The organism is Paenibacillus sp. FSL R7-0198, from assembly GCF_038000415.1.
Classification (GTDB): domain Bacteria; phylum Bacillota; class Bacilli; order Paenibacillales; family Paenibacillaceae; genus Paenibacillus.
This window is the reverse complement of record NZ_JBBOCB010000001.1, coordinates 2962070-2977215: the sequence shown is the minus strand read 5'-3', so window position 1 is coordinate 2977215 and position 15146 is coordinate 2962070. Positions and strand designations below refer to the sequence as shown.

General features: G+C 45.3%; 9 protein-coding genes. All 9 read left to right on the top strand.

Going from position 1 to position 15146, the window contains the following annotated elements; genetic code table 11:
• Nucleotides 1–86: 86 nt before the first annotated feature.
• Complete coding sequence (locus tag MKY87_RS12845; RefSeq protein ID WP_340964725.1) at nucleotides 87–2684, top strand: hypothetical protein; 2598 nt, start codon at nucleotides 87–89, stop codon at nucleotides 2682–2684.
• A 140-nt stretch (nucleotides 2685–2824) separates the two neighbouring features.
• The gene (locus MKY87_RS12840) at nucleotides 2825–3391 is read left to right on the top strand and encodes a hypothetical protein (RefSeq protein ID WP_340964723.1); all 567 of its coding nucleotides are present in this window, start codon (nucleotides 2825–2827) and stop codon (nucleotides 3389–3391) included.
• Between the two features lie 148 nt (nucleotides 3392–3539).
• Nucleotides 3540–3812 carry an alpha/beta-type small acid-soluble spore protein gene (locus MKY87_RS12835; protein ID WP_017691962.1) on the top strand — a complete coding sequence of 91 codons (273 nt, stop codon included), beginning with the start codon at nucleotides 3540–3542 and terminating at the stop codon, nucleotides 3810–3812.
• Nucleotides 3813–4067: 255 nt separating this feature from the next.
• Nucleotides 4068–5270, top strand: coding sequence for a methionine adenosyltransferase (metK, locus tag MKY87_RS12830; RefSeq protein ID WP_091036339.1), 1203 nt, complete (start codon nucleotides 4068–4070; stop codon nucleotides 5268–5270).
• A 125-nt stretch (nucleotides 5271–5395) separates the two neighbouring features.
• A complete protein-coding gene (locus MKY87_RS12825) occupies nucleotides 5396–9205 on the top strand; it encodes an Ig-like domain-containing protein (protein ID WP_340964721.1) in 3810 nt (1269 codons plus the stop codon).
• A gap of 299 nt (nucleotides 9206–9504) precedes the next feature.
• Nucleotides 9505–12228, top strand: coding sequence for a stalk domain-containing protein (locus MKY87_RS12820; RefSeq protein ID WP_338588710.1), 2724 nt, complete (start codon nucleotides 9505–9507; stop codon nucleotides 12226–12228).
• A gap of 47 nt (nucleotides 12229–12275) precedes the next feature.
• Complete coding sequence (locus tag MKY87_RS12815) at nucleotides 12276–13436, top strand: sensor histidine kinase (RefSeq protein WP_074092506.1); 1161 nt, start codon at nucleotides 12276–12278, stop codon at nucleotides 13434–13436.
• Nucleotides 13437–13443: 7 nt separating this feature from the next.
• The gene (locus MKY87_RS12810; protein ID WP_026081439.1) at nucleotides 13444–14166 is read left to right on the top strand and encodes a response regulator transcription factor; all 723 of its coding nucleotides are present in this window, start codon (nucleotides 13444–13446) and stop codon (nucleotides 14164–14166) included.
• A 330-nt stretch (nucleotides 14167–14496) separates the two neighbouring features.
• Nucleotides 14497–14901 (top strand): hypothetical protein, encoded by a 405-nt coding sequence (locus MKY87_RS12805; RefSeq protein ID WP_143781457.1) that lies wholly within the window; start codon nucleotides 14497–14499, stop codon nucleotides 14899–14901.
• Nucleotides 14902–15146 lie beyond the last annotated feature (245 nt).

Below are 15146 nucleotides of genomic sequence, written 5' to 3'. Positions count from 1 at the left end.
GATAAATCACAACAACATCGTAACTTTCTCCCCTTTCCAAACGTTTATACTATAAGAGCAACAAGCAACTTATGGGAGGTTTGGAAGTGAATCAAAAGAAAATGTTTGTGAGCTTGCTCGCGAGTGTCTTGTTGATTAGTTCAACGGCTGGCATTGCCATGGCGGCGAGCACAACCAATAAAACGTCTGCCACCAGTTCAAATAGCAGTACATCGAAGAAAACGACAACAACCACGAAACAGGTTGTACATACACTCGGTAACCTATCGGCTGTTAAAGTGACTGCACGAAGTTCCGTAAGATTAACAGATGTAAATATCTTGGCGCAGGACGATGGCAATGTGGTTACGTATACGTTGTCTTACAAGAATAATGACAGTACCCCAATGATGATGCTCGATTACTGGAGCAAGGTAAAGACAAAGGGTGGAACATCGTTCTCGCCTAAACTGATCGCCAAAGATCAGGAAAAGAAAACAGTCGCGCCTGGATCAACAGTTGACCTGACCTATGTCATGAAAGTGGGTCGCGAAGTTAAACTGAGCGATCTGAACTTCCTCATTGTGAAATGGGATTTCAGTCAAGCTAACTATGAACGTACGTTGGGTAAGTTTAACGTGCCCCCATCCTATAGCATTACCACACCCGTAGGTAAGCCGAAGACGGTTCGTCTAAGCGACTCTGCGGTGAAGGTGAAAGTATCTGGCATTAAAGTGTTTCCAGGTGAAGATAAGAAACAGTATGTGAAAATTGGCGTGAATTTAAACAATATTAGTTATAAATTGCTTGAAAATCCGAATATCAAATGGATCTTGCGTACACCAAGTGGAACCAACTATCCGTTAACTCCGGATAAAGACAGCACGAGTGTCAGCATCCAGGCTCAAGCTAATAAGGCCCTCAGTTTGATGGCATCTCTTCCTACGTCAGTGAAGCTGCAAAAGTCTGAGCTATTGCTGGTAGAGGAACAGGGTGAAGAGAAAAGTGTTCTGCCTGTTGCTGCATTGCAATTGCCAGAAGCGAGCAAAACGAATGTAGAGGTTGCTGCCAATCAACCAAACATTATTTCAGTTGAAGGACAACGACTATCCACATTGCTTGAATCCGCTAAAGTCCGAATCGATGATGGTGAGTATAGCCTTAATCTTCAAATGAAGCTCAAGAATGAAGGTAAGAAAGCCATTAAAGTGCCGACATATACCTTCGAGGTACGAAATACAGACGGAACAGTCTATCCGATTGAAACTAAAGCATTGGATACATTGAAGTTGAAACCGGGTGATATCAAGACCATTAAGCTCAGTGCAACCCTTCAGGGTGATGGAGATACGAGCAAAATCAAGTTGTATGTGATGAGTCCGGTAGACAAAAATGAAAGCACAGAATCCACAACGTCTTCTCCTACAAATGGATTTGTCTTCTCCTATCCTGTAGGTGTCTATGGGATTCCTGAATCGGTATCCAGTGGAGATGGATTGACAACCGAAACGGTCATTAAGAATAACAAAGGTACATTTGGTGTGTCTTTTGGATCGTTACAGCGGTTGCCGTGGCTTGATAGTGATATTATCGCCGCAAAAGTGACCATTCGTAATGCAGGTAACAAAACAGTTCAACTTCCTGAACTTGAAGCAATGTTTATGATTGATTCTGCTGAGATTGAAGGAGACAAGAAGTTAATCTACACACAAAGTGGCAAGCTACTTGGAGCCGGCATGACAACCGAGGCTTACCTTTTGACCAAGATTCCTTCTGAAATACGTATATCTCGTCTCGAACTTAGTCTAAACGAGAAAGTTAGTGAAGAAGAGACGAATGAGTGGATTACGTTAAATACGTCTGGATTAATTCCGCCTGTATCTTATGTTGGAAGCGGCAAGACATACACATCGGGTACTGCTGATAAAGAGACCGAAATGGGTGTGCGGAGAACGATTCGTTATCCGGGAACGTCATCGGACATCGTATATACCGAATTCGAGATGACGAACAAATCACTACGTCAAAGTGGTCTCGGTAAACTGGTAGGTTACTTCAAAACATCGGATGGCCAGTATTACAGAGCAACAGCGAAGCAAGCAGAGCGTCTGCCTGGACCAGGTCAAAAGTCGATTGTTACGTTCTGGGCTAAAATTCCGAAGTCCGTTACCTTCTCAGACCTGCGCCTGATTGTGGGTGAAGGTATTGCAGATAGCAAGTTTTTAACGGGTGAAGGTGAAGCGACTGCTTATGTGAATGCTCTGGCATTTGAAGTGCCGCCAACCTCCATTAGTGTTCAAGGCTCGTTGACCAATGTTGATCTTTATCCTTACTCTTGGACTGCCAACAGTGTGAGAGCATATCTGGCAGGGAGTTCGTCTGTACAGATCGAGATGAATTACAGCTTATCCCGTAATGAAGAGATTGAGATGGGTGAGAACGAGCACAAGTTAATCCTTACAATGACGGACCAAGCAGGTAAATCATATGAGAAAGAGCTGACTTTGGGAACCGATCTGAAAGTGGGAACCAACCAGACACTGAGCTGGAGCGTAGAAGATAGCTTCTACGAGAAGTTGCGTGGTGGTTCGTATCGCTTAAGCGTAGATGATCAGTTCCAGGGACAACGTCTTCGTCTTGCAGAACAGAGCTACGGATATGATTTGACCAAGCTTCCGAAGGAAGAACCTGTCGATTTGAGATAAATGCAGATATTCGAATAATCGTTAGATTTGTCCACAAGACCTCGTTTCTTCCCCAATGGAAACGAGGTTTTGCTTGTCGCATGTCTATTTTTTCTCTATAGTTAAAGTTAATAGATTACCAGAGGAGGAAAATGATTCACATGAAACCTTATATGAAAGTATCCCTCGCTGCGCTCGCCATTGGTGTTGGCGTCTGGGTTGGGTCGGTATACAGTAATACAGCCATCGGTGCAGGGACAAGCCAGCCAGGAACAGCAGACGATCCAGTAGTAACGAAGAGTTATGTAGACCAGCAGATTCAAAAGGCACTGGGTGGTGGCGTTAGTACGGGTTCTGGCAATTCATCCGGTAATAATTCCGGATCTACGGGAACCGGGAACTCAGGTAGCACAGGTGGAGATACTTCGCTTCCTCCACTGGTCTCAGGCGCTTCTGATGCCGTTGAGATCGTAACCGTGAAGCCGGGTCAACAGCTGATCGGTAAGTCTGGCGCGGAGTTCATTGTACGTAGCGGCAAAGCTGTGATCGTCAGTGAAGGTACGAATGGTGTAGCGGATCTGACGGACGGGATTGACCTGACGAATGGACAGGCAGCGCCGATCAATCACCTGCTCTCTTTTCCAAGGGATGGACGGGGGATCGCGGTATTGGAAGGGAACAAATATAGCCTAACTGTAATGGTTCGTGGTGGATATACTTTGAAATAGGTTTTGCTTCTGTTAAAGGAATTATTCATTCGTCATACTTTTCATTTGCTCAGATTAACCAGTTCTAACAAACATTAATACGGCTAGCCAGTCTGGTTCCTGCTCACTCTATAACTGTTGACAATCAATTAATGGAGGTGCAGGAACCATGGCTAGAAGCAATCGTAAAGTGGTACCCGAAAGTCGTCAAATGCTGGATCAGATGAAGTATGAGATTGCTGCAGAGTTTGGTCTCAATGTGGGTTATGGTGGCAGAGGTTTAGCTGGTGCGGATACAGAATTTGGATCTGAACTGGGTGAAGTAAGTGATCACTCTTATGGGCAATACAAAGGGTGGGGACACCTGACTTCCCGCGAGAATGGATCGGTTGGTGGAGAGATCACCAAAAGGCTAATTCGTCAGGCAGAGCAGCACTTATAGGGCATTTTCCTTACCCCATTTCGTTTGACACGTCTTGACAAATACGTTAAGATGGCACTTGAGGTATGCAACCTTTTCCACTAGGGAAAGGTTGATTTTCGTTTAAGGCAATTACCTGAAAAATCCTTATCTTCGGTACTGCGGACTTCGCGTCCTTATTCCATTTTGGAAAGCTTCGAGGGTACAGTGAACGAATCGCTGTCATGTTTTGTTCGGGCAATCGCCATACTACTAGTTATGGGAGGTTGAAACTTCATGTCTGTTAAAGGCCGGCATCTATTTACATCGGAGTCTGTAACTGAAGGACATCCGGATAAAATCTGCGATCAGATCTCAGACGCCGTATTGGACGCGTTTCTTGCAAACGACCCCAATGCTCGTGTAGCTTGCGAAGTTTCCGTAGCCACAGGCTTAGTGCTTGTCATCGGTGAAATCAGTTCAGCTTCTGAATACGTGGACATTCCGTCCATCGTTCGTAATACAATTAAGGATATTGGCTATACACGTGCCAAGTTCGGTTTTGATTATAACACTTGTGCAGTTCTGACATCTCTAAATGAGCAGTCCGCTGATATTGCCCAAGGCGTTAACGCAGCGCTTGAGAATCGTGACCCGGAACAAGTCGCTCGTGAAACAGAAAACATTGGTGCAGGTGACCAAGGTCTGATGTTCGGTTTTGCAACGAACGAGACACCAGAACTCATGCCTTTGCCAATCGCTCTGTCCCACCGTATCGCACGCCGTCTGGCGGAAGTGCGTAAGAACGGTACATTGGAATATCTTCGTCCGGATGGTAAAACGCAAGTAACGATTGAATACGACGGTGATAAGCCGGTACGTGTGGATACAATCGTGGTGTCTACTCAGCACGCTGAAGAGACTACACTTGCGCAGATCCAAAAAGACATCAAAGAACATGTCATCTTGCCTGTGGTACCAGCTGAATTGCTGGATGAGCAGACTAAATATTTCATTAACCCAACAGGACGTTTCGTTATTGGCGGACCTCAAGGAGATGCAGGCCTTACGGGACGTAAAATCATCGTAGATACTTACGGCGGTTATGCACGTCACGGCGGTGGTGCGTTCTCTGGTAAAGATCCGACAAAAGTAGACCGTTCCGCAGCATATGCGGCTCGTTACGTAGCGAAAAACCTCGTAGCTGCAGGACTTGCAGACAAAGTGGAAATCCAGCTCGCTTACGCGATTGGTGTAGCCAACCCGGTATCGATCAACGTGGATACATACGGAACTGGCAAAGTCAGCGACGAGAAATTGGTTGAGCTTGTACGCAACAACTTTGATCTTCGTCCGGCTGGCATCATTCGTATGCTGGATCTGCGTCGCCCAATCTACAAACAAACCGCTGCATACGGTCACTTCGGCCGTACAGACCTGGATGTACCTTGGGAGCAAGTGGACAAAGTAGACCTTTTGAAAACTCAAGCAGGTCTGTAAGACCCTGTCCAAGACATGTAGAAGCCCATGATTCCTTTAAGGAATCATGGGCTTCTTTTTACATTAGCGTCATGGAATATCTCTGCATTACGAAAAGGGAAAATAGATTTACATATTATAACTAATTGCTAATCAAATATTTCCTTTTTGCCGAAATACTTAAAGAGGTCTATACATGGAATAAAGAGTTGAATCTGGATGGGGAGGAACGAAAGGTGAGTATAAAAGGATTGATCCGCAAGGGGATCATCGGATTGTTAATTGTATTATTGACTACGCAAGGTTGGTATAGTGGTTTGGGGTTGAAAGAGAGTACTGCATATGCAGATGACGATTTAACTGGCTTGGGGATTGAGTCATCTATGCCAGCATTAGGTGCTCGAAACGTTGATAGTACATTACCGTTTAGTCTTGTCTTCAAGAAGCCAGTAAGAAAAGTTACAGGTACGCTAGAGAACATATCCATATACAGATTACCGGAGAACAAGCTGGTTGCAGAAGTTCCTGTAAATTCTGAAGTAAACGTTATAGCTGATTCCGCTGATATCCCGGGTGTAGGGAAAATTATAAATTTTCAGTTGAACGAAGCATTAAAAGGTGGGCACTACGCCATTCGAATCGGAGCGAAATCCTTTGAATACGGAGATAATGATCCTTTTAATGGCTTAAATGAAGAAGCTTGGTCATTCTTCACCTTGGGACTTGGGGCTACGACTATAAATTCCCTAATTCCAATTAATGGTGCAGTGTCTGTTACACGTGATTCCAATTTACAAGCAAATTTTAGCAATCCAATTGATGCTGGTGTTGGAGAAATTGTGATTTACGAAAACGGTGCAGAATTTGAGAAGTATGACATGGCGCTACCGCAGTCTCGTGTCGTGATTAGCGGCAATACGCTTACAATTGATCCCGCGAAAAGTTTTTCCAATAATGCTACATACTCAGTTGACATAGATCAAGGAGCTTTAAGAGACAAGGCAGGGCATGATGTCGCGGGAACAGGAATTAACGGGTGGCAATTTACAGTTTTTCAATCTGACCCAACTTCCTTAGTGGTATCTTCTCTATCACCATCTAACGGAGTGAGTGGAGTCGCGCTGACAGGAGAGCTAACAGTTACATTTAACAAAGAGCTTGATCCTCGCTATCCCGGATCAGTAACGCTAAGAAATGCGAGCGGAGCAGTAATAACAACATCTACGTCTGTCAATAGCTCGAATCATCGCCAGCTGCGAATTATCCCATCGAGTAGTCTAACTAGCAATACAAGCTATACCGTGGATATTCCAGGAGGAGTGTTGCGAGACAAATCAGGTAATCTGTATACAGGACTTAACGGAGCCACATCGTGGACATTCCGTACACTAACGTTAGATCGAACTGCTCCTGTTCTCAAAACTTCCAAAATGTACAGTAATACCATCATTCGTCTGACCTATGACAAATTGCTCTCAAGTCTTGATCCTCTGCCATCCAGTTTCTCCGTTACTGTTAATGGGGAGTCACGTAATGTATCTACGTCTTATGTGTCTGGAGATAGTGTTTACGTTGTTCTAGATACAGGTGTAGCAGTAGGACAAGTGGTTCGCATTGGATACTCACCTGGATCATCAACGCGCAAAATTCAGGATTTATCTATGAATTCGGCAGCAGCCTTCGGAGCCCGAGACGTGGAAAATAGTTTGGAATCAATCATGTCCAAACCTAGAGAAGGCAGCGTCTATAACAGTACGCTTAATCTCTATTATCCTGAGACCGTATATATTAATTCTAGTGAAGCATATAAACAATTCAGCGTGACAGCGGATGGAACGTCTGTGGGTGTAAGTAGCATGTCTACCAATAACAGTTCACTTGTCACCCTGAACCTTAGTCGTTCGATTACGAATGGTGAAGTCGTCCGTGTATCCTATCAGCCGGGTGAATGGGCTGTAAAGGATAGTCGCGGTCAAGCGCTTGCCGGATTTAGCGAATTTTACGTTCGTAATAGTATTGACACGAAGAACCCTGAGTTCCAAAGCGCTGAGGTCAGCGGCAATAAACTATGGATTCGCTACAACGAACCGCTAAGTAGATCAAATAAACCTTTGAAAAGTCAGTATTCGGTACTGGTAGACGGGAAAGCTGTGTTTGTTAATGATTCGGAAATTGAAGATGATGTCGTTACACTGACATTGGCCTCGCCAGTTACAAGTACACAGACTGTGACGCTATCTTACGTTCCTGGAACGAGCCGTCTAACGGACCTAAACGGAAACCCGGCGGGATACTTGAATTTAACCCCCGTTACGTACACATATGGAAATGGAACGATCCTGTCTGGTGTGTTACAAGGAGACACGATACTCATTAACTTCCGTAATGCTTTAAAGGCAGATTCTGCATTAAGTCCAGCTCAGTTCAGAGTACAGATTGGTAGCAATAACGTAGCTGTTAGCTCCGCATCGGCATCCGGCTCAGTTGTTACTTTAAAGTTGCCCACTTCTGCATCTGCAGGACAAACAGGTATCGTTAGTTATACACCGGGGGCAGTTTCGCTTCGGGATGCTCTTAATACTGAAGTAGAGGCGTTTGGTCCACTTTCATTACAAGTAAAAGAGGTAAATACAGCTACACCCACTACTCCATTGGAGGGGCGTCCTTCATGGATTAGTGAAGTAGGTGCAGCTGAATCCGGTTTTGGACAATCAATGTACATTATGAAAAGTGATACAGCTGCTGTCGAAACCATAACTTCACGGAACAATCGTCCAACACGGCAGTTTACCATTGATGAGACCAAGCTTGCCCAAGCATTTGAATATGCGTATTCTAGCGGGAAACTAAACCAACCCGTCATGTTCGAAGTTCCAGAGAGTGAAGCAACAGCATCTGTAGGAATCCCGTTCCATACGCTCTCTCGGATAGCTGCAACTTACCGCACTGGTTCATTTGGCATTAAATATAGTGATAGTGTCTGGCTTGTGTCCTTGTCACAACTGGAAGTTGTGGCTATGGGACAAAGTGCAGGGATAACAACAGCCCCAGGTACTGCCATATTATATGTGCAGTTAGAGGCTCTTCCTATATTCTCCTTAGGAACGTTAGAGTATATGTTAACAAGTTCTAACGCTCAGCGACTGGCTAACGTGACAGAAGTTCATATTGAGCTCTATAACGGAAATACCGGGCAAACTGTAGAACAGAATATCAAAAGTCATTTTTGGATGCAACTTCCTGGGAACACGTCAACAGTCTTATCCGGATTAACTGCTGTTGATTCAAACACACAGACGTTATCCTATGTACCAACAACTTTCAGAACTATAACATCTGGATTGGTTGCTAGAGGTAAATTAAACGGTAATCAGATCGTAGCCCCCGTGACTCATTTGGTAAGCTTCCCGAATGCAAAACCATGGGCACGAGATGCTATTACAGAGTTGGCCTCCAAGTGGATCATAAGTGCTGATAACCTTACTGCATTTAAGCCAGATATGAAAATCACTAGAGCAGAGTTTGCTGAGTTGATTGCCAAAGGATTAGGGCTAAAAGGCAATCGTGCAGCTGCACAACAGTTCCGAGATTTGAATGCAAACAGTTCAACTTATGCATATATAGGCGCTGCGGTGGAGGCGAAAATTATTGAGGGTGTTGGCGATAATAAATTCCAACCCAATAGATTCATCACCCGGGAACAAATGGCCATTATGTTGATGAGAGCAATGAATTACGCTGGGCAAACAGCAACCCTTCAACTGTCAGTTGAGGATACCTTATCTAAATTCAAGGATAAGAAATCTATTAAATCCAAGGACATTGTTGCCAAAGCAGTACAGACAGAAATTATTAATGGTGTGTCGGATACTGAATTTAAGCCGCTGGCACATGCAACAAAAGCACAAGCGGCAGTCATGCTAAAACGTATGCTAAATAGAATTGGTTATCTGTAACCGCTAATCTTAAAGAGATAATCATTGTTATGTATCTAAAAAGCACATCAGCCGAACTACTCACGCTGATGTGTTTCTTTTTATATAGACCTACATATGAATGGAATATTACATCCGAGATATGAAAGTGTGCTATTTTCATAATCTATGCATGCTAATATAGAGGACAAACGTAACTTTTTCCACAAAAAGCAGTCTATTAATAGAAGAGTATACTAGAGATCTCGCTATCTGCTGCCTACTTGGCAGTGTTCGTGATGTCTAAGATTGATATACAAGATGGGAGAGACGTTTCAGACATGCTGGGGAAACATGGGAAACAGCTGGAAGACGTTAAGGGCAGTAAGGTGAAGAAATGGGCGATTGTGACGCTGGCGGGTGTGATCTGGATTGCACCGGTGATGAGTGCAGGCGGGCAGATGTGGTCAGGCACTTCGTGGCAATCGGTGGCCGCAGCGGCATCTACGAATACAAGCAAGTTGAGTGAAGAAATTCTGACTTCGGGTGCGAAGCTCATGAAATACAGATATACAACAACACGTTCCGGTTCCAAGGTCAACGTACTGGCGGATGTCATCCAGGTGGATCTGCAGAATCCGTATGTGAAGCTGGATGTGATGACAGGCAAGGGCGGTAATCTGAACAGTAAACAGAGCACAGGTGCCATGGCTAAAGAAAATGGCGCAGTTGCTGCTGTGAATGGCGATTACTTTAATGTATCCGGCGAGCTCGCGCCCATTGGTGGACAGGTCTCCGATGGCGTGCTGGTCTCCACACCTTCTGAACTGTCGGGCATGTATGCCCTCACGGTGACCAAGGATGGCAAGCCGATGATCGACGAGTATTCTTTTGACGGAACCGTGAAGGCCCAGGATGGTTCAACCTTTGCTTTGCGTGGGATAAATAAAGAGGATTATACAGTAGAGTCGGGTGCGGTGAAATATAGTCATGCCAACTCGATGTATATTTATACACCGGCATGGACATCCACCAAACGTCCAAATGACCCTTCTACAACGCCGACAGAGGTTCTCGTGCAGAACGGAGTAATTACCCAAATCTCGGATAAAAAAGCGTTAAACATGACGGTGCCGCAGGATGGGTACATTTTGCGTGCGCATGGAACAGCGGCGACATGGATCATGAGCCATCTATCTGTTGGCCAAACCTTGGATGCGGATTACAAGCTGAAAGCTAAAACAACCGGGCAATCGGTCGATCCAAGTAATCTGGAGATGATGATTGGCGGTCACACCATTTTGGTGAACGGTGGCAAGGCAGCTTCCTTTTCCCGTGATATCGCATCTTCCGGCATCGGTGGCATTCGTGCAAGAACGGCAGTAGGATACTCGCAGGATGGTCGGTATGTCTACATCATTGCAGCAGAGAAAAACAGTAACAGCAGCGGGATGTCGCTGACGGAACTACAATCCTTTATGACCAGTGTGGGTGTCTGGAAAGGCATGAACCTGGACGGAGGCGGCTCCACAACAATGGTAACCCGTCCGTTAGGTGAGCAAACCGCCGGTCTGACGTTTAACACAGAATATGGCACCGAGCAACGTCAGGTTGTAAACACGCTAGGTGTGTTCTCTACGGCTCCTGTAGGTACACTGAAGGGCTTTGCTGTAAGTGGCAGCCAAACGTTGCTGGTGGGACAAGAGGGCAAGTACACAGCCAAAGGATATGACACCTACTACAACCCGATTGCAACAGGCGATATCAGCATGTCTTGGAAGTCCAGCAACAACGGCATCGTGAGTGTAAGCAACGGCACAATCAAAGGCGTGAAACCAGGTACAGCTACCCTGACGGCAACGAGCAATGGAGCTTCATCCTCCATTAAAGTATCGGTACTGGGTGGTAGTGAATTGGCTTCCCTGACAGCAGGATCAGGTCTCGGTTCCCTCAAAGCGGGCACAACGATGTCCATTCCGGTAACGGCAACAACGAAGAGCGGACAAAGTGTTACGGTTCCGGCGGACTCGCTGACATGGGAATTTATCGGATTCAAAGGTAAAGTTACTGCTGACCAATTAACCGTATCTTCCGTCAATTCTGGTGCACAAGTGGGATATGCGATTGGTCGTTACGATGGTTACAGCACAGTCGTAGTCCTCTCGGCTTCTGCCAGCGAAACGATCTGGGAGAATTTCGACAACGTGAATTATCCGATCAACTTCACGACAAACGCAGCGGGTGTGACTGGTTCGGCAACTGTTACTGCAGGAACGGGTGAAAAAGCTGGCTCCAATGTGCTGCAACTCGATTATGATATGACTGCTGGAACAGGCAAAATGTATGCATATGCACAACTGAACGGTTCCACAGGTAAAGAGGTATCTGCAGCAGCTACATCAATGTCCATGGATGTTATGGGAGATAAGAGCCTGAACTGGCTGCGTGCCGAATTCACGGATGCCAATGGCAAAACGGTATATGCCGATCTCGCCAAGGCGATTGACTGGAACGGGTGGAAGAAGCTGAGTGTGGACCTGAACGGACTGAACATTGCCTATCCGGCGAAACTGAAGCGGGTCTATGTGGTGAACGTGGAAGAAGGTCAGGATGAGCGTGCGAAATCAGGTACGGTTGCTTTTGACAACATCGCATTCACGATGCCTTCCAAGTCCAGTGAAGTTGGATTGCCTACGGGTACAGCTTCGCTTGTGCTTGGACAGAAATCGATGACGGTGAATGGAACGAAAAAAGCGATTGACGCAGCACCGGTCCTGAAAAATGGTACGACGTATGTGCCAATCAAACATGTTTTAGATGCTTTTGGAGGTCAGGCAAGCTGGGATAGCAAAAATCAGCGGATCACGGTATTACGTGGTGGCAAGCTGATTGATCTGGTTGTAGGGCAGAAAGAATTCATTCTGAATGGTAAAAGACAGAGCGCAACTGTTGCACCATACGTAACGGGTGGTAGGACTTTAGTCCCGTTAAGACTCGTTTCCGAGCAACTTGGTCTGACTGTAAAATGGGAACAGAAAACGAAGACCGTTACCATCTCATCGTGATATGGTATGATATATACCGGAAACGATAGAAATGGAGTCGAACAAACGTGGATTTACAAGCCGATGCCATAGACCGCGTCATTAAAAACGCCATACAAGTCATGGAAAACAGCAAATATCAAATGTTCGAAATTATGGACGCAACTCGTGATGAGCTGAAAACACTCAACGAGGAGTTAAAGTCGGTACTGAAGGAGACGGCGGAAACGATCGAGAAAGTAGATCAATTGGAGCTGAACTACCGCCGTTCCCGGATCCGGCTGACTGAGGTTAGCCGCGACTTTGTCCGTTATTCCGAGCATGATATCAAGCAGGCGTACGAGAAAGCAACACAGCTGCAGCTGGATCTGATGATTTATCGTGAGAAGGAAATGTATCTGAAGGCTCGTCGGGATGATCTGCAGAAGCGTGCCAAAAATGTGGAAGCTTCTGTGGAGCGTGCCGAGACCATCGGTTCGCAGATGGGTGTTGTACTCGAGTACCTGTCAGGTGAACTGGGTCAAGTGACCCGGATCATCGAATCAGCCAAAAATCGACAAATGATTGGTTTGAAAATAATTTTGGCCCAGGAAGAAGAGCGGAAACGTATTGCTCGTGAGATTCATGACGGGCCTGCGCAGATGCTCGCCAATCTAGTGCTTAGGACGGAAATTGTAGAAAGAATGCTCATTAAGCAGGATTTTAAGATGGTCCAGGCCGAAATAGTAGATTTGAAAGGCCAGGTTCGTTCCAGTCTTGAAGAAATGAGAAAAGTTATTTTCAATCTGCGTCCTATGGCACTGGATGATCTGGGACTGATTCCAACGCTTCGGAAGTACGTGCAGGATTTTGAGGTAAAAACGAAAATCCGGTCGCTTTTTGAAACAAGAGGTAAGGAACACCGTTTATCTTCCGCGATGGAGGCAGCGATCTACCGCCTCGTGCAGGAAGGTCTGTCGAATGCTGCAAAGCATGCTTATCCCACTTATGTTGTAGTGGAAATTACATACCAGGCTCAGCTCGTCAAAATTGTCGTTCAGGACAATGGGCTTGGGTTCAAACCGGAGCTTCTTGCGAAGAAAAGCAAGGATCATACCCACTTCGGTCTGATTGGGATGAGAGAACGGGTTGAACTGTTAGAAGGAAGAATAGAGATTGAATCCGGAGAAAATCAAGGAACCAAAATAGTGATTCATATCCCGACAAACGTGGATAAGGGAAAGGAGTAGCAGGATGATGGAAAACCGTGATACTGGTAAAGCATCGATTAAAGTTCTTTTGGCTGATGATCATCAGCTGTTCCGTGAGGGACTGAAACGCATTTTAAATATGGAGGACGACATTGAGGTCATCGGCGAATGCGGCGATGGAATTCAAGTGCTCGAATTCTGCAATCAGGATAAACCTGATATCGTATTGATGGATATCAACATGCCGATTGAAAACGGGGTTGAGGCAACGGAGAAATTGCGTGAGCTGTTCCCTGATGTCAAAGTAATTATCTTGTCCATTCATGATGATGAAAGTTATGTATTTGAGACGCTTCGTAAAGGGGCTAACGGATACTTGCTGAAGGATATGGAGGCTGAGTCTCTGATCAATGCGATTCGTTCCGTGCATGAAGGACATGCGTTCATTCATCCGAAAGTAACAGGCAAACTGATCATGCAGCTGCGTCGTATGACGTATCTTAATGAAACAGGGGCAATGAGTGAAGGAGCTTCGAAGGAAGCAGGCGTTAAATTTGTCGCTGGCGACAATAACCCGCTCACACGTCGTGAGGCTGAAGTACTTCGCTTGATGGCAGAAGGTAAGAGCAATAAAATGATTGGTGAATTCCTGTTCATCAGTGAAAAAACAGTAAAAAACCATGTCAGCAGTATTCTGCAGAAGATGGAAGTGGATGACCGTACACAAGCTGTTATCAATTCGATCAAATATGGTTGGGTTACGCTCTAATACCTTATGTTTTTCGTAAAGCAGTATTCTTACGGTAAGTCAGTCCATTGGTTGATTCAACCTTGACGAAGTATAGATTGGTGTTCACTCGCGCCCTTTCCAGAATGTTGGATTGGTCTGCGGGTTAATGGACTTTATCACTGCAAATGAGCAAAGTGCAAGGTTGTGCGGAACATATGTTCAAGCTTAGGCGTGAATGAATGACCTGGCCTGTCTTTCTTCGTCCGGTGTCGATCAGCGTGGAATATGAGTGATAGGAAATGCAATTGTAACCCTTCAGGAAGTACAGCATATACTTGTTGTATACAGGGATGTTCGCCATGGGTGAGCATGACCTTCCGAGGAGGTGCAGTTGCCATGGTTGCTCATCTGACTATGATTCTGCTCATATACTTCCTGGCGGCAATGGCCGTTCATGCCATGCACCAGCGCCATCTTTCCCGTCCGGAATCTGAAGGTTTCGAGCAGATCCTGCTCATCCCTTCCAATCAGGCAGGGCGGATCGAAGGCATTGTAAGAGAACTTTGCCGGGAATTATTATACCGTGGTAAGAGCTTCAGATTAACCGTTGTTGCTGATCGTACAGAAGCGGAAACGATTACGATTATTGAAAAGCTTATGCAAAGGCAAGGAATGGAGACATCTTATCTGCCTGCTGTCCCTGCTGATATTGAACGGGTAGCACAGACCGATCACACGTTTCGCCTGATTGATTTGCGTGAGTCAGAGCAATAAATCATATGTGAACGGAAAATGGGATTAACATTTCGCAGATCTACAGTGAAAAGATTACAGCAGAAGCTGTAGTCTTTTTTTGTAATTGTAGCCAAGTCTGCTTTTAAATTAAAAATGGGTTTTTATGCAATCTATGGTTATTGTCTGGGTTAAGGTGAGTTCATGAGCACTGAAATAAACTTTTCGAAGTCAGAACTCTTAATTTAAAAGTATAGACGATTCAGATTGGAAAAAGTTTCGCAATT